Annotated in this window: 23 protein-coding genes; 15 read left to right on the top strand and 8 right to left on the bottom strand. The window is 72.4% G+C overall.

Annotated features, from left to right (window positions below):
- Window positions 1–13: 13 nt before the first annotated feature.
- From Q5425_RS21695 to Q5425_RS21655, 9 genes are all read left to right on the top strand, one after another.
- Window positions 14–1,207, top strand: coding sequence for a MurT ligase domain-containing protein (locus Q5425_RS21695; protein ID WP_308674151.1), 1,194 nt, complete (start codon window positions 14–16; stop codon window positions 1,205–1,207).
- A complete protein-coding gene (locus Q5425_RS21690) occupies window positions 1,200–1,916 on the top strand; it encodes a glutamine amidotransferase (protein WP_308674096.1) in 717 nt (238 codons plus the stop codon). The genes Q5425_RS21695 and Q5425_RS21690 overlap by 8 nt, the downstream gene beginning before the upstream one ends.
- A gap of 136 nt (window positions 1,917–2,052) precedes the next feature.
- Window positions 2,053–3,441 carry an ATP-binding protein gene (locus tag Q5425_RS21685; protein ID WP_308674095.1) on the top strand — a complete coding sequence of 463 codons (1,389 nt, stop codon included), beginning with the start codon at window positions 2,053–2,055 and terminating at the stop codon, window positions 3,439–3,441.
- Complete coding sequence (locus Q5425_RS21680) at window positions 3,441–4,121, top strand: response regulator transcription factor (RefSeq protein WP_308674094.1); 681 nt, start codon at window positions 3,441–3,443, stop codon at window positions 4,119–4,121. The genes Q5425_RS21685 and Q5425_RS21680 overlap by 1 nt, the downstream gene beginning before the upstream one ends.
- A 410-nt stretch (window positions 4,122–4,531) precedes the next feature.
- Window positions 4,532–4,831 carry a gas vesicle protein gene (locus Q5425_RS21675; protein ID WP_308674093.1) on the top strand — a complete coding sequence of 100 codons (300 nt, stop codon included), beginning with the start codon at window positions 4,532–4,534 and terminating at the stop codon, window positions 4,829–4,831.
- Between the two features lie 231 nt (window positions 4,832–5,062).
- Window positions 5,063–5,554: a GvpL/GvpF family gas vesicle protein gene (locus Q5425_RS21670; RefSeq protein WP_308674150.1), complete on the top strand. Its 492-nt coding sequence runs from the start codon at window positions 5,063–5,065 to the stop codon at window positions 5,552–5,554.
- A 251-nt stretch (window positions 5,555–5,805) separates the two neighbouring features.
- Window positions 5,806–5,964 (top strand): hypothetical protein, encoded by a 159-nt coding sequence (locus Q5425_RS21665; RefSeq protein WP_308674092.1) that lies wholly within the window; start codon window positions 5,806–5,808, stop codon window positions 5,962–5,964.
- Window positions 5,961–6,521, top strand: coding sequence for a GvpL/GvpF family gas vesicle protein (locus tag Q5425_RS21660; protein WP_308674091.1), 561 nt, complete (start codon window positions 5,961–5,963; stop codon window positions 6,519–6,521). Before Q5425_RS21665 ends, Q5425_RS21660 begins: the two co-directional genes overlap by 4 nt.
- A 74-nt stretch (window positions 6,522–6,595) precedes the next feature.
- On the top strand, window positions 6,596–7,123 hold the full coding sequence (locus Q5425_RS21655) for an NHL repeat-containing protein (protein WP_308674090.1): 528 nt from the start codon (window positions 6,596–6,598) through the stop codon (window positions 7,121–7,123).
- On the opposite strand, the gene Q5425_RS21650 is transcribed toward Q5425_RS21655, so the two are convergent.
- The 3 genes from Q5425_RS21650 to Q5425_RS21640 are packed head-to-tail and all read right to left on the bottom strand — an operon-like array spanning window position 7,120 to window position 8,677.
- Window positions 7,120–7,521, bottom strand: coding sequence for a CoA-binding protein (locus Q5425_RS21650; RefSeq protein ID WP_308674089.1), 402 nt, complete (start codon window positions 7,519–7,521; stop codon window positions 7,120–7,122). The genes Q5425_RS21655 and Q5425_RS21650 overlap by 4 nt on opposite strands.
- Before the next feature lie 23 nt (window positions 7,522–7,544).
- A complete protein-coding gene (locus Q5425_RS21645; protein ID WP_308674088.1) occupies window positions 7,545–8,117 on the bottom strand; it encodes a hypothetical protein in 573 nt (190 codons plus the stop codon).
- Between the two features lie 56 nt (window positions 8,118–8,173).
- The gene (locus tag Q5425_RS21640; RefSeq protein ID WP_308674087.1) at window positions 8,174–8,677 is read right to left on the bottom strand and encodes a VOC family protein; all 504 of its coding nucleotides are present in this window, start codon (window positions 8,675–8,677) and stop codon (window positions 8,174–8,176) included.
- Between the two features lie 139 nt (window positions 8,678–8,816).
- Here Q5425_RS21640 and Q5425_RS21635 point away from each other — a divergent pair, with 139 nt between their 5' ends.
- Both Q5425_RS21635 and Q5425_RS21630 read left to right on the top strand, forming a co-directional pair.
- Window positions 8,817–9,617, top strand: a complete 801-nt coding sequence (locus Q5425_RS21635) for a 2-keto-4-pentenoate hydratase (RefSeq protein ID WP_308674086.1) — start codon at window positions 8,817–8,819, stop codon at window positions 9,615–9,617.
- Window positions 9,614–10,375, top strand: coding sequence for a 2-keto-4-pentenoate hydratase (locus tag Q5425_RS21630; RefSeq protein WP_396135210.1), 762 nt, complete (start codon window positions 9,614–9,616; stop codon window positions 10,373–10,375). Before Q5425_RS21635 ends, Q5425_RS21630 begins: the two co-directional genes overlap by 4 nt.
- Here the strand turns inward: Q5425_RS21630 and Q5425_RS21625 are convergent.
- Window positions 10,355–12,316 (bottom strand): ABC transporter ATP-binding protein, encoded by a 1,962-nt coding sequence (locus Q5425_RS21625; RefSeq protein ID WP_308674085.1) that lies wholly within the window; start codon window positions 12,314–12,316, stop codon window positions 10,355–10,357. The genes Q5425_RS21630 and Q5425_RS21625 overlap by 21 nt on opposite strands.
- 41 nt (window positions 12,317–12,357) lie before the next feature.
- Window positions 12,358–12,825, bottom strand: a complete 468-nt coding sequence (locus tag Q5425_RS21620) for a DUF1579 family protein (RefSeq protein ID WP_308674084.1) — start codon at window positions 12,823–12,825, stop codon at window positions 12,358–12,360.
- A 49-nt stretch (window positions 12,826–12,874) separates the two neighbouring features.
- On the opposite strand from Q5425_RS21620, the gene Q5425_RS21615 reads away from it, so the two are divergent.
- Entirely contained in the window at window positions 12,875–13,321 is a 447-nt protein-coding gene (locus tag Q5425_RS21615; protein WP_308674083.1) for a MarR family winged helix-turn-helix transcriptional regulator, read from the top strand.
- Window positions 13,322–13,331: 10 nt separating this feature from the next.
- Here Q5425_RS21615 and Q5425_RS21610 read toward each other — a convergent pair whose 3' ends face one another.
- Window positions 13,332–13,787, bottom strand: coding sequence for a helix-turn-helix domain-containing protein (locus Q5425_RS21610; RefSeq protein WP_308674082.1), 456 nt, complete (start codon window positions 13,785–13,787; stop codon window positions 13,332–13,334).
- 88 nt (window positions 13,788–13,875) lie between these two features.
- Between Q5425_RS21610 and Q5425_RS21605 the strand changes: the two genes are divergently transcribed.
- Complete coding sequence (locus Q5425_RS21605) at window positions 13,876–14,463, top strand: dihydrofolate reductase family protein (RefSeq protein WP_308674081.1); 588 nt, start codon at window positions 13,876–13,878, stop codon at window positions 14,461–14,463.
- 29 nt (window positions 14,464–14,492) lie between these two features.
- Window positions 14,493–14,876, top strand: coding sequence for a PPOX class F420-dependent oxidoreductase (locus Q5425_RS21600; RefSeq protein ID WP_308674080.1), 384 nt, complete (start codon window positions 14,493–14,495; stop codon window positions 14,874–14,876).
- Window positions 14,877–14,879: 3 nt separating this feature from the next.
- Here Q5425_RS21600 and Q5425_RS21595 read toward each other — a convergent pair whose 3' ends face one another.
- Window positions 14,880–15,461, bottom strand: coding sequence for a TetR/AcrR family transcriptional regulator (locus Q5425_RS21595; protein WP_308674079.1), 582 nt, complete (start codon window positions 15,459–15,461; stop codon window positions 14,880–14,882).
- Window positions 15,462–15,556: 95 nt separating this feature from the next.
- Here Q5425_RS21595 and Q5425_RS21590 point away from each other — a divergent pair, with 95 nt between their 5' ends.
- Window positions 15,557–18,046, top strand: a complete 2,490-nt coding sequence (locus Q5425_RS21590; RefSeq protein ID WP_308674078.1) for a glycoside hydrolase family 3 C-terminal domain-containing protein — start codon at window positions 15,557–15,559, stop codon at window positions 18,044–18,046.
- On the opposite strand, the gene Q5425_RS21585 is transcribed toward Q5425_RS21590, so the two are convergent.
- On the bottom strand, window positions 18,047–18,739 hold the full coding sequence (locus tag Q5425_RS21585) for a TetR family transcriptional regulator (protein ID WP_308674077.1): 693 nt from the start codon (window positions 18,737–18,739) through the stop codon (window positions 18,047–18,049).
- Between the last annotated feature and the right edge of the window lie 2 nt (window positions 18,740–18,741).

Here is an 18,741-nt window from a genome sequence, read left to right as displayed (position 1 = left end):
CACCCGCGCGTCCGTGGCCGCCGGGCGGCTGACCGCCTGGCTGTCCCGCAGCTCGGGGCTCGGCCGCGGCGGCATGATCGGCGGCCGGGTCACGCTGGCCCTCGATCCGCTCGCCCTGCGCCGCCTCGGCCGGGAACGCACGGTCGTGCTCGTCACCGGCACCAACGGCAAGACCACGACGTCGCTGATGCTCACCCGCGCGCTGGAAACGCTGGCCGAGGTCGCCGCCAACAGCGACGGCGCGAACATGCCCGACGGCGTCCTCGCCGCGCTGACCGCCCGCCCCGGCGCGCCCTACGCGGTCCTCGAGGTGGACGAGACCTACGTGCCGTGGGTGGCGGACCAGGTCCGGCCCGCGGTGCTGGTGCTGCTCAACCTGAGCCGCGACCAGCTGGACCGGGTCGGCGAAGTCCGTGCCGTGGAACGGGAACTGCGTGCGGCGATCGCCGGGCTGACCGGCACGGTCGTCGTCGCGAACTGCGACGACGTGCTGGTGACGTCCGCGGCGAGCGCGGCCGCGAAGGCGGTGTGGGTGAGCGCCGGCCCCCGCTGGACCGGTGACTCGACGGCGTGCCCGCGCTGCGAAGGCCGCGTCGAAACGCGGGAGCGGCACTGGGAGTGCGGGTGCGGGCTGACCCGGCCGGAACCCGGCTGGACACTCGACGGCGACCTCGTACGCACACCGGGCGGCCGCCAGGTGGATCTCGACCTGCGGCTGCCAGGCGAGGTGAACCGCGCGAACGCCGCGCTGGCGCTCGCGGCGGCGCACCGGCTGGGTGTGCCGCCGCACACCGCCGCGGCGCGGCTGCGGACCATCACCGACATCGGCGGCCGCTACCGGACGATCCGCCGGTCGCGGCACTCCGTCCGGCTGATGCTGGCGAAGAACCCGGCCGGCTGGGTGGAAACGCTGCGTGTGCTGGACGAGGACACCCCGGTCGTCGTCGCGGTCAACGCCCAGGAGGCCGACGGCCGGGACCTGTCCTGGCTGTGGGACGTCCACTTCGAACGGCTCCGCGGGCGCCAGGTGGTCGTCACCGGCCAGCGCGGCGCCGACCTCTCCGTGCGGCTCCGCTACGCCGAAGTCGCGCATTGGGCCGAGCCGGACCCGGTCACCGCGATCGACGCGCTGCCGCCCGGCGCCGTCGAGCTGGTCGCCAACTACACCGCGTTCCGCGAGCTGGTGGGCAGGCTGCCCGGTGGGTGACTCCCTCGTCCACATCGGACTTCTGCTGCCGGAGGTGCTGGGCACCTACGGCGACACCGGCAACGCGCAGGTGCTCGCCAAGCGGCTGCAGTGGCGCGGGTTCGACGCCGAGGTGGTCCCGGTCGGGCTCGGCGACCCGGTACCGTCTACTTTGGACCTGTACCTGCTCGGCGGCGGCGAGGACGGTGCACAGGTGCTGGCCGCCGCGCACCTGCGCAGGTACCCGGGTCTGCGGCGGGCGGCCGCGGCCGGCGCGGTGGTGTTCGGCGTGTGCGCCGGCCTGCAGGTGCTCGGCACCCGCTTCCGCGGCCTCGACGGCGTCGACCACGACGGGCTCGGCCTGCTCGACGTCACCACCGAACCCGGCGAACAGCGCGCGGTCGCCGAGCTGGTCGCGACGCCGCCCCGGCTCCTGGACGGTGAAGCGCTGACGGGGTTCGAGAACCACCTGGGCGTCAGCAAGCTCGGCGCCGGCAGCGAGCCGCTCGGACGGGTCGTGCGCGGCACCGGCAACGGCGACGGCACCGAGGGCGCGGTCACCGACCGGGTCGTGGGCACCTACCTGCACGGCCCGGCGCTCGCCCGCAACCCCGCGCTGGCCGACCTGCTGCTGGCCTGGACGATCGGTCACCCGCTGTCGCCACTGCCCCTCACCGAGGTCGAGCGCCTGCGCGGGGAGCGGCTCGCCGTCCCGCGCCGCCGCCGGTGAGCCCGTGGGCCGCACCCGTTCCCCGGCCGCCGCTGTTGACCACCGGCCAGCGCCCCAATGTGGCGTTCGGTGCGTTGGACGCAACCAACGCCACATTGGGGCGTTCGGGACCCGCGGTGGTCGTTACGCTGCGTTGGTGAAACTGGGCAAGGTGATCGCCGCGACCGGCGTCCGGATGCGCACCACCGCCGTGGCGGTGTTCGCGCTCGCGCTGGCCATCGCCGCCGCCGGTGTGGTCGTCGTGCTGCTGCTGGAGGAGTCGCTCGATCGCAGTGTCACCGAGAGTGCCCGCAGCACCGGGCGGCAGGTCGCCATCCAGCTCGTCCGGGAGGGCGCGCGCGACCTGAGTGCGAGCGACGTCGCCAGCACCGGCGACACCGAAGCCGTCACGCAGGTGCTGGACGCGCGGGGCACCCCGATCGCGAGCGACCCGGCGATCGTCGGGCACCCGCCGCTGACCACGGCCCGCCCGGTCGTCGGGCACGAGATCGTCGAGACCCTGCCGCTCGGGCTGAACGGTGACAACGACGACTACCGCGTCGTGTCGCAGGAGGTGACCGGGCCGGGCGGGCCGTTCACCGTGATTTCCGCGCGCTCGCTGGAACCGGTGACGGAGGCGTCGACGCGGCTGACGCTGCTGCTCGGCCTGATCGCCGTGCCGCTGCTGGCGATCGCCGGGCTCGCGGTGTACCGCGCGGTCGGCTCGGCGCTGCGGCCGGTCGAGCGGATGCGCCGGACCGTCGCGGAAATCTCGACGCGCGACCTCGCCGCGCGCGTGCCGCTGCCACCGGGCGGCGACGAGGTGCACCGCCTGGCCGTGACGCTCAACGAAATGCTGTCCCGGCTCGCATCCGCGCAGGCCGCGCAACGCCGGTTCGTCGCGGACGCCAGTCACGAACTGCGCTCACCACTGTCGACGATCAGCACCGCCCTCGACGTCTCCGGACGGCACCCGGAGAGCACCGGCGACCTGGTGCCGGTGATCGGCCGGGAAACCGCGCGGCTGCGCGAGCTCGTCGACGACCTGCTCGTGCTGGCCCGCACCGACGACACGACCGACCGGCCGCAGCGCACCGAGGTCGACCTCGACGACATCGTCCGCGCCGAGGCCGAGCGGGTCCGCGGCGAGAGCGCGGTGGACGTCGAGGTCCGGGCCGGGCCGGCGAAGGTGCACGGCAGCGAAGCCCAGCTGCGGCGAGCGGTGCGCAACCTGGTCGACAACGCGCGGGGGCACGCGCGCTCACGCATCCGGGTCAGCAGCGCGGTGCGCGGCGACCTCGCCGTCGTCGAGGTGAGCGACGACGGCCCCGGCGTCGGGGAAGCCGACCGGGAGCGGATCTTCGAACGGTTCGTCCGGCTCGACGCGTCGCGGCAGCGCGGGCACGGCGGGACCGGGTTGGGCCTGCCGATCGTGGCCGGTATCGCGGCGCGCCACGGCGGCCGGGCGCGCTACGCCGCGTCGGACGAGCCGGGCGCGCGGTTCGTGATCGAGCTGCCGGTGATCGAACTGCCGAAGGAGGAGTAGTGCGCCTGCTGATCGTGGAGGACGAGCGCGAGTTCGCGGAGACGCTGCGTCGGGGCCTGATCGCCGAGGGCTTCACCGCCGACATCGCGCCCACCGGTCGCGAGGGCCTGTGGCGGGCGACCGAGCACGAGTACGACGTCATCGTGCTGGACATCATGCTGCCCGAGCTGTCCGGCTACGAGGTGCTCAAACGCCTGCGGGCGGCGGAGAACTGGACGCCGGTGCTGATGCTGACGGCGAAGGACGGCGAGTACGACGAAGCCGACGCGTTCGACCTCGGCGCCGACGACTACCTGTCCAAGCCGTTCTCCTTCGTTGTGCTCATTGCCCGGCTGCGGGCGCTGCTGCGCCGCGGTGCCCCGGCCCGCCCGGCGGTGCTGGAGGCGGGCGACCTGCGGCTGGACCCGGCCGCCCGTACCGTCCACAGAGGACAAAAGCGGATCGAGCTCACCGCGCGGGAGTTCGGGTTGCTGGAGTTCCTGCTGCGGCGGACGGGAACGGCGCTGTCGAAGAACGAGATCCTCGGTCACGTCTGGGACGCGCATTACGACGGCGACGAGAACGTCGTCGAGGTCTACATCGGCTACTTGCGGCGCAAGATCGACGCACCCTTCGGCACCCACACCATCGAGACGGTCCGGGGCGTGGGTTACCGCCTCGTGGACGTTACTCGATCGTAACCAAACGGGCGTTTTCCGGAAATTGGTTCCGCTGGGTGTCCCGCTGTTGCGCCGTTTGCCTCCGCCGGTTGCCGCAGATCGCCCAATCGTTCCCGCGAACCGGTGAAAATTGCCCTGCCTTGAGGCTGCTGCACGCGATCCTGTGTGTTGCTACGGTGGGCATCCACCCGTGACGAGGAAAGCGATGACGGAATCGCCACTGCCGTTCCCTGCCCAAAACAAAAAAGCCCCCGAAACCGCCGAGAAATCCGTTTCCCGGCTCCGTGCCGCCGACGCCATTCAAGCGGCGACGGCCTGGTCCGTGCTCGTCGACGTCGTCGAACTGGCCCGGATCCCGGATTTCGCGCGTGCGAACGGCTGCGGCGGTTCACCCGGGGCTCCACCGATTCCTGAAAGGAAGGTCGACACGATTGGCCGCTTCGTCCGATTCGTTGGCGGACATCCTGGAACGCGTGCTCGACAAGGGCGTCGTCATCGCCGGTGACATCGGCGTCAGCGTCGTCGACGTCGAATTGCTGACCCTGCGGATCCGGCTGTTCATCGCCTCCGCGCAGACCGCGCGGGAAATGGGCATGGACTGGTGGACGAACGATCCGTTCTTCGCCCCGAATGCCGCGCGGACCGAACTGGAGACGCCCGGCCTGGCGGCGCGCGTCGCCGAATTGGAAGCCCGGCTGCCCGCGCCGGGCGGGAGGGACGAACCGCGGTGAGCACCGGAAACTGGCTGAGCGCGTACGCGATCACCCGCAACCGTCCGTCCGGTTTGGACATCGGCCTGGCTCCGCGGTTGATCGGCTACCGCGACCTCGGCGTGGTGGTCTCCGAGGTGGCGCCGGCCCGCATCGACCCGCTCGACCCGGTCGACGGCACGCTCGCCGAGCTGGCCCGCGAGCACGACGCCGTGGTGCGCGCGGTGTTCTGCAGCGAACCCGTGCTCCCCGCTGCGGTTCGGCACGGTCCTCGACGGCGAGGACGCGGCCCGCCGGCTCCTGGCGGCGGGCTACGACCAGGCGCGCGACTGCCTCGACGAGGTGGCCGGGCACCGCGAGTGGGGCGTCCGGGTCCGCCACACCGAGCCCGCGGCGACCAGCCGGCCGGATCCGGCGGCCCTGACCGGAACGCAATACCTGGTCAGACGGCGCAAGCGGCTGAAGGCGATCCAGCGCGCGCGGGAGGACGTGGCCGGTGCGGCGGGACGGCTCGAGGAGACGTTGCGCCGGCACGCGGCGGACCGGGTGGAGCGAGCCCGGCCGCACGGCGTGCTGGTGCACACGGCGTACCTGGTGGAGACGAGCCGGGAAGCGGAGTTCCACGCGGAGGTGGCGTGGTTCGCCCGCGAGCTGACCGCGGCGGGGGCCACGGTGGAGAGCTCAGGCCCGTGGCCGCCGTACTCGTTCACGGACCTCGAGCTCGGAGCGACGGCGAATGGCTGACGCCGAAGCCCACGCGGGCGCGGGTGCCGCGGGCAGCGCTGCGGGCGGTGACCTGCTCGCGGATGGTGGTGCGCCGGGCCGTGGTGCGACCGGCGACCTGATCGCGGCGGCCGGTGTGCCGTGCCGGGCCGGGCCGCGCGGTGACCTGCTCGCCGAAGTCTTCACACCCACCGGCACCAAATCGCGCTGGAACTCCGGTTCGCCGAGGTCCGCGCCGCCCTCGACGACATCCCTGCGACCGAAGGAGCGAAGTGACCAGACCGGGACAGACCGGTGGCGGCCTCGCCGACACGCTCGACATCCTGCTCGACAAGGGCCTCGGCCGGACGACGGGGCTGATCCCGCCCCCGCCGCCGACGCCCGCGGTCGCGGTGCCGGTGGAACCGGCCATCCCCGTCGAACAGCCGTGACGCTGCAGCTCTACGGCGTCGTCCGGGCCGGGCACCCGCGGGCGCCGCGCACGGTCGTCTGGGAAGACCTCGCGATGGTGGTCGGCGAACCCGAGCCCGACCCGGCCGCGCACCTGGCGGTGGTGTCCGCGCTCGTCGAGGGCGGCCCGGTGCTGCCGGTCCGGTTCGGCACCGTGGCCGAGGACGAGGACGCCGTCCGCACCGACGTGCTCGCCCCGGCCGCCGGCACCTACCGCGCCGACCTCGACCGGCTCGACGGCCTGGCCGAGGTGCACGTCTGCCTGCGGTTCACCGAACCCGGGTCGGCGTGGCGGGCGGCCCGCTCGGACGTCCTGCTCGCGGAGGTCGCCGAACGGGCCCGCGACTCCGTGGCGCTGCCGGCGGGCGAGAGCGCCGACGAGCGGTGGGCGTTCCTGGTCGGGCTGGGCGACCTGCTCGTTGTGCGCGACGCCGTCGCCGGGCTGGCCGGCGGGGGCGGCGTCCAGGCCGACTGGCTCGGGCCGCTGCCCGCCTACAGCTTCCTCGACCGGCGGACGTGCTCCCGGTGGAGCTGGTGAGCGGGGGCGGAACAGTCGCTGAACACTCGTCCCGGCGCTGGCCGCCGTGGCTCGCGGTCGGTGATCCTGATGCCGTGACCACCAGCGAAGTCGCGGCGCTCCCGCGCGCGTTCGGCGGACCCGGCACCGGGCCGGGGCAGTTCCGCGCGCCGTCCGGGATCGCCGTCGACGCCCGCGGCCGCGTGTGGGTGGCGGACACCGGCAACGACCGGGTCCAGGCGTTCACCCGCGACGGCGCGCTCGTGCGCGTCCTGGCCGGGCGGCTCAAGGCGCCCGAAGGGGTGGCGGTCGACGCGGCGGGCCACGTCTACGTCGCCGACACCGGCAACCGCCGCGTGGTGCAGTTCTCGTGGTGGGGCGGGTTCGTCCGCGAGTTCGGCGGCCTGGCCCGGCCCCGCGGAGTCGCGCTGGACCACGCCGGGCGGCTGCTGGTCGACGACACCGGGCGTGTGGCCCGGTTCGACACCCGCACGGGCACCGCGTTGTCCGACACGGCCGAGCCGATCGGCTCACCCAGGGACATGGCCGACGACGGCGCGGGCGGTGTCTGGGTCGCCGAGACGGGCAACCACCGCATCGTCCACTTCGGAGCGTCCGCCTAGTTCTTCGAGATCGCGGCGGTCGCGCGGACGACGGCGGTGCAACGGTTCTCGACGTAGGCGAGCCCGCCTTCTTCGGCGATGCGGCGCGCTTCGGCGGAGACGATGCCCTGCTGCAGCCACAGCGCCTTGGCGCCGATCTCGACGGCCTCCCGCGCGATGCCGGGCGCCTCGGGCGAGGGCCGGAAGACGTCGACCAGGTCCACCGGCTCGGGGATGTCCGTCAGCGACCGGTAGACCTTTTCGCCGAGCAGCTCGGTCGCGGTCGGGTGCACCGGGATGATCCGGAACCCGTGCGCCTGCAGGACCGCGGGGACACCGTGCGCGGCCTTGGCCGGGTCCCGGCTCAGGCCGACAACGGCGATGGTGTTCGCGCCGGCGAGGATTTCCTCTGCGTTCATACCGGTGGAACGCGCGGAGGACGTCAAAGCTTCCAGAGCCGCAGGCCGCGCACGCGGTAGACGGGCCACACCACGTGCCACGGCTTCCGGCGGGCGAAGGTCGCGGCGCAGGTCAGGATGTTGCGGGCGGCCGTCGTCGCGACTTCGTGCCGGTCGGGCCAGGTCTCGCCCTTGGCGCCGACGGCGATGCGGAACACCGTCAGCAGGCCGCGGCCCTGCAGGTCGTACTTCGCGCCGGTGTCCCCGGAGCCGGGCGCCAGTTCCGCGATCTCGGCGCCGAACGCGCGGGCCGCCTGCGGCGCCACTTCGGCGGGGACCGCGCCGACACTGCGGGTGATCGCCTTGCCGTGCACGCGCCGCGCGTACCGGAACAGCAGCGCGCGCTCCCACCACGGCAGCAGCCGGTGGTGCGCGAGGAGGGCGGCGCACTCGCCGTGCCCGATCGCGAAGATGCTCGTCAGCTCGTCGTAGGCGCCGTTCGTGACCGGCTCGTTGAGGTGCAGCCGCACCTCGAACCGGGTACGCGCGGTGAGTTCGTCGAGCCGCTCGCGGTGATCGAGCCGCGCCTTCGCGCGGGAGAGGGACCAGTCGGACATCGGACCTCCAGGCGTCGCGCACAGGCTAGTTGGCGCGCGACGCCCAAACCACGCTTTCAGCCGATCTTCTCGCCGTACATCTCCCCGAGCGGGTCGGAGATCAGCTCGACGCGGGCACCGTCCGGATCGGACAGGTAGATGGAGGTCTGGCTCTCCAGCAGGTACTGCACGCCGGCTTCGTCGAGCTTGTCCTTGATCACACTCCACCGTTCGGGCGCGACGGAGAGGGCCAGGTGGTGCAGTCCACCGAGGACTTCCGCGTACGGGCCGAGGTCCAGACCGGGCAGGTCGAAGAAGGCGACGGCGTTGCCGTTGCCGACGTCGAAGAAGAAGTGGCTCGACCCGGGGTAGTCGCGGTTCTCGATCAGCTCGGTGAGGGGGAAGCCGAGGATGTCCTGGTAGAACTCGATGGTCCGCTCGACGTCGCTGGAGATCAGCGCGGTGTGGTGGATGCCGCGGCCGTTCGTCGCCGGGCGGTCGGCGGCCGGGCGCAGGTGGCGCTCGCGCAGCTCGTCGCGGACTTCGGCGAGCTTGGTGACCTCGGCCTGGGTCGGTGCCATGTCCCTCACGTCCCTTCCTGGTGGTACCTCGGACGGTACGCCGCATTTGTCTCGCGCGCAAGAGGTTGCGTGGCGAGAGTTCCGCTGGACGGAACGTCGGAGCTTGTGCGCCGGGGACGTGCACGGCAGAGTCCCGGGGGTGGACGTCAGCAGGGTGCAGGAGGCCGCCGCCGCGCTGGCGCGGGCTTATGCCACGCGCGAGCCGATCGAGCCGCTGGTCAAGACCTACCCCGACGCGGGGGTCGAGGACGCGTACCGGATCCAGCAGGAGCAGGTGCGGCAGTGGGTCGAAGGCGGCGACGCCGTCCGCGGGCACAAGGTCGGTCTCGCGTCGGCGGCGATGCAGCGGCAGATGGGCGTCGACCAGCCCGACTACGGGCACCTCACCGGCAGCATGTTCCACCTCGAACACCAGCCGATCCCGACGTCGGCGTTCCTGCAGCCGCGGATCGAGCCGGAGATCGCGTTCGTGCTCGGCTCCGCCCTGCGCGGCCCGGGTGTGACGGTCGCGGACGCGGTCCGGGCGGTCGATTTTGTGCTGCCGTCGCTGGAGATCGTCGATTCCCGCATCCAGGACTGGAAGATCTCCCTGTTCGACACGATCGCCGACAACGCGTCGTCCGGCGGGGTGGTGCTGGGGAGCAGCCCGGCCGCGCTGGGTTCGGTGGACCTGCGGCTGGCCGGCTGCGTGCTCTACCAGAACGGTTCGGTGGCCGCGACGGGCGCGGGCGGCGCGGTGCTCGGGTCGCCGGTGAACTCGCTGGTGTGGCTGGCGAACACGGTGGGGCCGCTGGGCGTCACCCTGGAACCCGGGCACGTCGTGCTGCCGGGATCGATGACCCGGGCGATCCCGGTGTCGCCGGGCGACACGATCGTCACCACGATCGCCGGCGTCGGCAGTGTCACCGCGGTCTTCGCTCCTGCCTCGGAGGAATCGTGAACGTGCGCGAGGCAGCCGCTGCGCTGCTGGGGACGGTCTCGGAGCGCGCGCCGCTCTCGGCCGACTGGCCGGACCTGGACGTCGACACGGCGTACGCGATCCAGGACGAGGCCCTGCGGCAGCGCCGGGCGCGCGGCGAGACGCTGATCGGGGTGAAGCTGGGCCTGACGTCGCGGGCCAAGCAGCAGCGGATGGGCATCAACGCGCCGTTGCTGGCCTGGCTGACCGACGCGATGGTGCTCCCCGCGGGCGCGCCGGTGCCGCACGACGCGCTGATCCACCCGCGCGCCGAGCCGGAACTGGTCTTCGTGCTGGGCCGCCGGTTGGCGGGCCCCGGCGTGACGGCGGCGACGGCGCTGGCCGCGGTCGACCGCGTGTACGGCGGCATCGAGGTCATCGACAGCCGGTACGCGGACTACCGCTTCACGCTCCCGGACGCCGTCGCGGACAACGGCTCGTCGGCGTACTTCAGCCTCGGCCCGGTCGGCTTGCCCCCGGCTGCTCTGGACCTCTCGCTCGAGGCGGCCCTGCTGGAGGTCGACGGCCAGATCGTCGACACGGCCACCGGCGCGGCCGTCCAAGGCCACCCGGCGGAAGCCCTGGCCCTGGCGGCGAACGCCCTGGCCGCACGGGGACTGGCCCTGGAGCCGGGCTGGCTGGTCCTGACCGGCGGCATGACGGACGCGGTCCCGGTCCGCCCCGGCTGCCGCGTCGCGGCCCACTTCTCCCACCTGGGCTCACTCACCCTCGCCACCTGACCCTGGAGGGTCGGCCGGTCGGGGGCTCGGCCCTGATCCGTTCCGGTAGGCGCGGGCCTGGATCCCGTACAACTCGTGGTAGACGCCGCCCGCGCGGATCAGCTCGTCGTGGGTGCCCTGTTCGATCAGCCTTCCCTTCTCCAGCACCAGGATGCGGTCCGCCGAGCGGATGTTGGCCAGCCGGTGGGTCACCAGCACCGTGGTGCGGCGGCCGCGGTCCGACCGGCTCGCGTGCTGGAGCCCGGCGAACACCCGGGCTTCGGCGCGGGCGTCGAGCGCCGCCGTCGGTTCGTCGGCGACCAGGACCGACGCGTCGCGGTAGATGCCGCGGGCGATGCCCATGCGCTGCCACTGGCCGCCGGAGAGGTCGTGGCCCTCGTCGAACTTCTTCGACAGGACCGTGTGCTCCTTGGCGGGCAGGGAACCGATCACCTCGTCCGCGCCCGAGTAGCCGACCGCTTCGCGCCACGCCTGCCCGTCCGGGTCGGCGCGGCCGAGGCGCCCGACCGTGATGTTGTTCGCCGCGGTCATCGGCCATTCCGCCGGTTCCTGCGCGATCACCGCGATGTTCGAATGCACCGACACTGGATCGGCCCGCGCGAGGTCGACGTCGTCCCAGCGGACCGTGCCCTCGTCCGGTGGGTACAGCCCGGTGAGCAGCTTGCCGAGGGTGGTCTTGCCCGAGCCGTTCTCGCCGACGAGCGCGACCACCTCGCCGCGCCGGATCGTCAGCGAGACGTCCCGCAGGGCCGGCGTTTTCCCGCCCGGGTAGGTGAACGTGACGCCGTCCAGCCGGATCTCGGCGGGGTCGGCGGGCGCGGTCACCGCCGTCGGCGGGGGTTGCCGCTTCCGGGATTCCGCGAGCAGCTGGTTGTAGAACCCGATGTAGAAGGAGTCCTCGTACAGCGAGTTGACCGCACGCATGGTGTTGGACAGCGACGTCGACGCCGTCCGCATCGCCAGCACCGCCGTGCCGGCCAGCGCCAGCTCCATCGAGCCGGTGTAGAGCAGCCAGCCGAGCACCAGGTACGCCACGGCCGTGCCGAAGCCGGCCGCCGCCCGCCCGGTGGTGCGCACCAGGTTGCTCCGGTGCGCCAGCCGGATCTCTTCGCGCGTGAGGCTGCGCGAGATGCGCCGGTACTCGCCGAGCAACGGTTCCTGCAGCGTCAGTGCGTGCCGTTCGAGGGCCATCGAGCGCCAGGTGGCGACCTCTTCGACGACCGACTTGCGGATGTTGCGCCCGACGGTGTCCAGGAAGTGCCGGTAGTTGAGCTTCGCGACGCGCGCGGCGGCCCAGCCGTCGGCCGCCGCGGCGAGCAGCAGCACCGGGGCCAGCCACGGGTTGAGCAGCCCGGCCGTGATCATCGCCGCCGCCAGCGAGATCACCGACGACGTCAGGTCGGCCAGCCGGCGCAGGCTCGTCTCGATGGCCCGCACCCCGAAGCGTGCGCCCTGCCGGGCCAGCTCCCGGAAGTCGGCGTCCTCGAACGCGATCAGCCCGACGCGCACGACCGCGGCCGTCACCGCGTCGTCCGCCGCCGCGGTGACCCGCGGTCGCAGCGCGCCCTCGACCGCGGCGACCGCGGAGTCCAGTATTGCGCGCGCCGCGTACGACCCGGTGACGACCGCGAGCGCCGGCAGCGACTGCAGGACGCGGTCCGGGGTCGGGCCTTGTTCGAGCAGCGCGGTGAAGACGTTCGCGGTGGCGAGCAGCCCGAACGCCGTGACGCAGCCCGAGACGACGTGCACGACGGCGGCCAGCAGCGTCAGCCGCGGCGACGTCCGCCACGCCAGCCGCAGCACGACCGAAACCGCGGTGGGCAGCGCACGCACGGCTTGGCCGAAGCCCGCGGAGGCCACGCGTTCGTCGACGCGGGCCCACTCGGGCATCTTCAGGTTGTCGACCCCGATCAGCGGGGGCGGGTCGGCGGTTCTGGTCACGCTTTCATCTGTACGCCGGGGGTCCGACAGTTTTGGGGTCGCTACTGGTCCTTCCGGGTGTACCGCGCTCGCAGGAACGGGCTGAACGCGGCGTTTTCACCCATCCGGACGTCGATCTCGTGCGTCAGCGTCCTGCTTTCCGGCGTGAGCCGGTGCCGGGCCACTCCGCGCGCAGTCTTCTTCTCCAGGGTCAGCGTCACGCCGGTCCAGTTGCCGCGGGCGGGTGAATCGGGCGGGAAACCGTAGCTGTCGAAGCCGTACCAGAGCGTCTCGCCGGTGTCCGGGTCCGCGGTGAAGACGTTGTGGCCGAGGAATTCCGTCCCGTCTTCGCGGCGCTGCCGGTAGTGCTGGATCACGGCGAAACCGTTGAGGGCCAAGCGGTATTCGCAGTCGCCGTGTGCGGTCGAAGCCGGCGCCCACGGCGAGGCGGTGAGCTCCTCGGTGCCGGTCCAGTCGCCGACGAGCGCCTTCAGCGCGTCGTGCGCGGGACCGAGGCGGGGCATGTCCATGGTCGTCTCCATTTCGACAGGTGCCTGTCGAAATGCGAGACTAGCACGCATGCGGTCCCATCGAGCCGAGACTTTCACCCGCGTGATCGGAGCGGTTTTCGCGTGCAACGGCGGTTTCCTCGCCGCGGGCGACGCGCTGACCGGGCCGGTCGGGCTGACGGCGGCGCAGTGGCAGGTCCTCGGCTTCCTCGAAGACGGTCCGGCGACCGCCGCGGAGGTGGCCCGCCGCCGCGGGCTGCGCCGGCAGAGCGTGCAGGAGACGGTGAACCGCTTGCTGCGCAACGGAATGCTGGACCGCCTGCCGAACCCGGCCGACGCACGGGCGCCGCTGTTGTTGTTGACGCGGCGGGCGAAGGAGGCGTTGCGCGTCCTGGGGGAGGCGCAAGCCGAGTGGGCGGAGGACGTGGCGGCCGAGGTGCCGCAGGAGGATCTGGAGACGACGTTGCGGACGCTGCAGCGGTTGCGTGGGGTGGTCGCTCAGCCGCGGTTGTCGTGAGCGGTGGTCCTCAGCGCGTCGAACCGGGGCCGGCCAGCACGTCGACGTCGTTCGCGTGCATCGGCTCGCCGCAGTGGGCGCAGCGCAGGTCGACCACGCTGATCTCGCCGCACGCGTGGTGGCGGTACAGGACCGGGGGCCCCGCCTTGCCCGCCAGCCACTTGTCACCCCAGCGGGTCATCACCATCAGCATGTCGACCAGCTCGGTGCCCTTTTCGGTCAGGACGTACTCGTAGCGCGGCCGCCGGTCGTACGGGCGGCGCTCGAGGACGTCTTCGTCGACCAGGTGGTTGAGCCGCTCGGTGAGCACCTTGCGCGAGATGCCGAGGTCGGCTTGGAGCTGCTCGAACCGGCTGACCCCGGCCCACACGTCCCGCAGGATCAGCGGTGACCAGGGTTCGCCGATGACGTCGAGCGTGCGCGCGATCGAGCACGCGGCCAGTTCGCTGAAGTTCGTGCGCTGCATGAGGCCAGGTTAGCACTTGGGGTTCCCTTAAGGAACTTGAGCTGCTACGGTTTGGAGTCTCCTGAAGGAACCCAGAAGGGAAGCCCAGATGAGCAAGGTCTTCAGCGCCCACGCCGTGTCGGTCGACGGCTACATCACCGGCCGCGACGCCCGGCCCGGACAGGGGCTCGGCGACGGCGGAACGCTCTTCGACTGGTACTCCGACGGAGACACCCAGAGTGAGGTCTTCGACTTCTTCAAGCTCAGCGAGCCGAGCGCCCGCGTCTTCGACTCCCTCGCCGGCCGGGTGGGTGCGATCGTGGCGGGCCGCAACACGTACGAGGACTCGGAGCACTTCGGCGGCGGCAGCCCGCACCCGGACGCGCCGCTGTTCCTCGTCAGCCACCGGCCCGCGCCGGAGCTGACCGAGCGCCAGACCCTCGTCGGCACCATCGAGGACGCGATCGCGGCGGCCCGCGAGGCCGCCGGTGGCAAGGACGTCGGCCTCATGGGAGGCGGCGTCCTGACCTCGGCGTTGCAGGCCGGCCTCGTCGACGAAGTGGTGCTCCACCAGGTACCCGTCCTGCTCGGGGGCGGCCGGCCCTTCTTCCAGGCGCTGCCGTCGCACGTGCGGCTCCGCCTCGTCGAGGCCGTGGCCGCGCCCGGCGTCACCCACCTCCACTACGCAGTCGCCTGAAATCCCACTCCAGCAAGGAGACGATCACCATGCTCGAAGCCGACGTCCGCCGCATCCTCGCCACCACCGCGATCGGTCACCTCGCGACCGTCCTGCCCGACGGTGCGCCCCACTCGGTCCCGGTCTGGGTCGACCCGGAGGGCGACCGCATCGCCATCCTCACCGGCCCGGACTCCCGCAAGGCCCGCAACCTGCGCCGCGACCCGCGAGTGGCGCTGTCCCTGACCCCGCCGGACAACCCGTTCGAGCCGGTGATCATCCGCGGCCGGGTGGCGAAGTGGCTCGAGGGCGACGCGGCCTGGGAGATCGTCGACCGGATCGCGACCAAGTACATCGGCGGCCCGTACTCGCGTGAGCAGCCGCGGGTCGTCGGGCTCATCGAGGTGGAGCGGCAAAGCGCCGGGATGCGGTGATCGTCAGTCCGGCTTGATCCCGAGCAGTGTCAGGAACGTGCGGAACCCGGCCGGCATGTCGACCTCCTCCGGGTCGAGGAGCCACTGCAGCTGGAGGCCGTCGAGGACGGCGATGGCCAGCGGGGCCAGCTGTTCCGGGGTGGTTCCCGGGGGCAGCTCGTCGCGGTGGCGGTCGAGCATCTCGGTCATGCCCGCCCGGACCCGGGCGTAGCGGTCGTGGAAGTACTTGCGCGCCGGGTGATCCTCGGTGACGCTGTCCGCCGACAGCACCGTGTACGTCTGGACGATGCCCGGCCGGGTGGCGTTGTAGTCGACCAGGTCCGCCAGCTGGTTGACCGTCATCGCCGAGGGGTCGCCCGGCGGGGCGTGGCCGAAGTGCAGCAGGTCCCATTCGTCCCGGGTTTCCAGCACTGCCGTCAGGAGGTCTTCCTTGGTGGGGAAGTAGTGCATCAGCCCCTGCTGCGTCAGGCCGACGCGCTCGGCGACCGCGGCCAGCGAAGTGCCGCGGTAGCCGCGTTCGGCGATCACCTCGAACGCCGCTCGGACGATGCTCGCTCGGCGGTCGGCGCCCCTGGCCCGGGTCATGAGCCCGAGCCTACGGGAGAGATTGTCACGGAAACATAACGTTCACTACTTGACGCCAGGTAGAGTGACGGCAGGACCGACCCCGGAGGACCCGCATGAGCTTCGACGTCGACGCGCTGCTGGCCGAGCTCGACCTGGACGCCAAAGCGAGCCTGCTCGCCGGCCAGGACGTTTGGTCCCTCCCCGCGCTGCCGCGGATCGGGCTGGCCTCGCTGGTCCTCTCCGACGGCCCGGTCGGCGTCCGCGGGACGCGGTGGAGCCCGGACGACCCCTCGGTGACCCTGCCCAGCCCGACGGCCCTCGCCGCGAGCTGGGACCCGCGGCTGGCCGTGCGCGTCGGCCGCCTGCTCGCGCAGGAAGCCCGGCGCAAGGGCGTGCACGTGCTGCTCGCCCCCACGGTCAACCTCCACCGTTCGCCGCTGGGCGGACGGCACTTCGAGTGCTACTCCGAAGATCCGCTCCTCACCGGGATGATCGGCGCCGGCTACGTCACCGGCGTGCAGGACGGCGGGGTCGCCGTCACGGTCAAGCACTTCGTGGCCAACGACTTCGAGACCGAACGCTTCACCGCCGACGTGCACGTCGGCGAGCGCGCGCTGCGCGAGCTCTACCTCGCGCCGTTCGAGTGCATCGTCCGGCGCGCGAAGCCGTGGGGGATCATGGCCGCCTACAACAGCGTCAACGGCGTCACGATGACCCAGCACGCCGAACTGCTCAACGGCGTGCTGCGCGACGAATGGGGCTTCGACGGCTTCGTCGTCTCCGACTGGCTGGCCGCGCGCGACACCGTCGCTTCCGCCAACGGCGGCCTCGACGTGGCCATGCCGGGCCCGCGCACCGTGTTCGGCGCCCGGCTGGCCGAAGCCGTGCGCGGCGGCGAAGTGAGCCCCGAAGTCGTCGACGACATGGTGCGCCGCGTGCTCCTGCTCGCCCACCGGACCGGCGCGCTCGGCGGCAGCCCGGCGCCGCAACCGTCCCCTGTGGACGGTGACGCGGTCGCGCGCGAGGTCGCGCACCGGTCGTTCGTGCTGCTCCGCAACGAAACCGGCGTGCTGCCCCTGCGGGACCCGCAGAGCATCGCGCTCATCGGCGCGCTGGCCGCGGACCCGAAGATCCTCGGCGGTGGCAGCGCCACCGTGTTCCCCGATCACGTCGTCTCCCCTCTCGACGGCCTCAAGGCGGCCGTTCCCCCTGGTACCGAGCTCGCCTACGCACCTGGTGCCGATCCGCGGACGACGTTACCGACCGCCACCGACATTTTTTGGGGGCCTCGGGTGGCGAAGCCCCCGACCTGGGGCGAAGCCCCGGATGTCACCGACAATTTCCGGCTCCGCGCGACGGCCCGCGCCGCCGACGGCACCGAACTCGCGGAATTCTCCTTGCGCAAAGCCAGGATCGACTGGATCGGTGAACTGCCGGCCGGCCTCGACATCGGCACGCTCGCCTCGGTCGAGATCGCCGGCACGTTCCTCCCGGAGCAAAGCGGCACGCACACCTTCGGCGTCACCGGTCCCGGGGACCTCCGCCTCACCGTCGCCGGCCAGACCGTCTTCGACGGCGTGAACCTGCCGGAGGGCGGGGACATCTTCACCTCCATCATGCAGGTGCACGAACAGCGGCGGGAGGTCGAGCTGACCGCGGGCGAACCGGTCGACGTCAGCCTGACCTACTGGATCCCGTCGGAGATGGCCGAGTTCGCCAGGGGCACCTTCGCCTGGGTCACGTTCGCGCTCGGCCACCGCGGCCCCGTCCTCGACCCGGACGCGAGCCTCGAAGAAGCCGTGGCCCTGGCGGGGAAGTCGGCGGTCGCGGTCGTCGTGGTCGGCACGACCGCCGAGGTCGAGAGCGAAGGGTTCGACCGGACTTCGCTCGCCCTGCCGGGACGCCAGGACGAACTCGTCGCGCGGGTCGCCGAAGCGAACCCGAACACCGTCGTGGTCGTCAACGCCGGCTCCCCGGTGGAAATGCCGTGGCGCGACGACGTCGCCGCGGTGCTGCTCACCTGGTTCCCCGGCCAGGCCGGCGGCGCCGCGCTCGCCGACGTCCTCTTCGGCCGCGAAGAGCCCGGCGGCCGGCTGCCGACCACCTGGCCGGCGAAGCTGGCGGACGCGCCGGTCACCGACGTGACGCCGCAAGAAGGCGTGCTCGAGTACACCGAAGGCGTCTACATCGGCTACGGCGCCTGGGCCCGCACCGATCGGCAGCCCGCGTACTGGTTCGGCCACGGCCAGGGCTACACGACCTGGGTGTACGACGAACTCGACGTCTACCCGGACGACGAAGGCGGCGCCCGCGTCCGGGTCCGGGTGCGCAACACGGGGACGCGCAAGGGCCGCGAAGTCGTCCAGCTCTACCTGGTCCCGACCGAACGCGGCGACCGGCCGCACCGCTGGCTGGCCGGGTTCGCGAGCGTCGAAGCCGGGCCCGGCGAGAGCGTCGAGGCCGAGGTCGTGATCAACCCGAGGTCGGCCGAAGCCTGGCGCGACGGCTGGCGGCACATCGCCGGCGAGTACGTCCTGGAGGCGTCGCACTCCTACGCCGAGCCCCGGCTGAGCACGCGAGTGGTGCTGCAGAAAATCCGTTGATCACCGCGCCGGGAAACCTTCAGGTTCCCGGGAGCGTGGCAGGAAGCCCACGAGCGACGTGATGATCGCGAGCCGCAGGGCGGTCCGCAGCTCGAAGCGGTGGACCGCCAGTGCCGGCTCGGACTCGTAGACGGCCAGCAGGCTCGGCGGCGGCGAAGTGTAAGCGGACAGGGCGCCGGCCATCAGCAGGACGGTCAGGCAGAACTGCTCGGCGTGGTCGCCGACCTCGGGCAGGTACCGCCGGACGAGGCCGGCCATGACCGCGAGGTTGCTCAGCGAGGCCCGCTTGTGCCGGCGGACCGCTTCGACCGAGACGTTGTGCTCGAGCACTCCGCCCTGCGCGCCGTAGAGGTCGCAGAGCGCCGTCCGGGCGGCAAGCGACCGGCTGAGCACGTCGGCCGCCTGCTCGGCCCGTTCCACCGCGGGCCGGTCCAGGTCGACGCCGCCGGCCAGCTCCTGCTCCAGTTCGGCCAGCCAGGTCGCCGTCCGGTCGTCCATCAGGTCGAGCAGCACCGCCTCGCGGGACTCGAAATAGCGCAGCACCGCCGTTTTGGCCAAGCCGACCCGCCGGCTCAGCTCGTTGAGGGTCACCTCGGCCACCGGCATCTCGTCGAGCATCGCCGAGGTCGTGTCCAGGATCGCCCGGCGCCGGACCTCACGCTGCTCTTCGGTGCGCGCCCGCTGGAACGTCATGA

Source organism: Amycolatopsis sp. A133 (assembly GCF_031082405.1).
Classification (GTDB): domain Bacteria; phylum Actinomycetota; class Actinomycetes; order Mycobacteriales; family Pseudonocardiaceae; genus Amycolatopsis.
Note: the sequence above shows the minus strand (reverse complement) of the source record. Positions and strands in the feature narration are given on the sequence as shown.

What these genes read in the sequence shown, in the direction of transcription:
- Q5425_RS21600 (WP_308674080.1), top strand. Translation starts at nt 14,493, where the DNA reads ATGCTCGAAGCCGACGTCCGCCGCATCCTCGCCACCACCGCGATCGGT.
- Q5425_RS21595 (WP_308674079.1), bottom strand. Translation starts at nt 15,461, where the DNA reads ATGACCCGGGCCAGGGGCGCCGACCGCCGAGCGAGCATCGTCCGAGCG.
- Q5425_RS21640 (WP_308674087.1), bottom strand. Translation starts at nt 8,677, where the DNA reads ATGGCACCGACCCAGGCCGAGGTCACCAAGCTCGCCGAAGTCCGCGAC.
- Q5425_RS21605 (WP_308674081.1), top strand. Translation starts at nt 13,876, where the DNA reads ATGAGCAAGGTCTTCAGCGCCCACGCCGTGTCGGTCGACGGCTACATC.
- Q5425_RS21645 (WP_308674088.1), bottom strand. Translation starts at nt 8,117, where the DNA reads ATGTCCGACTGGTCCCTCTCCCGCGCGAAGGCGCGGCTCGATCACCGC.
- Q5425_RS21590 (WP_308674078.1), top strand. Translation starts at nt 15,557, where the DNA reads ATGAGCTTCGACGTCGACGCGCTGCTGGCCGAGCTCGACCTGGACGCC.
- Q5425_RS21615 (WP_308674083.1), top strand. Translation starts at nt 12,875, where the DNA reads ATGCGGTCCCATCGAGCCGAGACTTTCACCCGCGTGATCGGAGCGGTT.
- Q5425_RS21585 (WP_308674077.1), bottom strand. Translation starts at nt 18,739, where the DNA reads ATGACGTTCCAGCGGGCGCGCACCGAAGAGCAGCGTGAGGTCCGGCGC.
- Q5425_RS21610 (WP_308674082.1), bottom strand. Translation starts at nt 13,787, where the DNA reads ATGCAGCGCACGAACTTCAGCGAACTGGCCGCGTGCTCGATCGCGCGC.
- Q5425_RS21620 (WP_308674084.1), bottom strand. Translation starts at nt 12,825, where the DNA reads ATGGACATGCCCCGCCTCGGTCCCGCGCACGACGCGCTGAAGGCGCTC.
- Q5425_RS21650 (WP_308674089.1), bottom strand. Translation starts at nt 7,521, where the DNA reads ATGAACGCAGAGGAAATCCTCGCCGGCGCGAACACCATCGCCGTTGTC.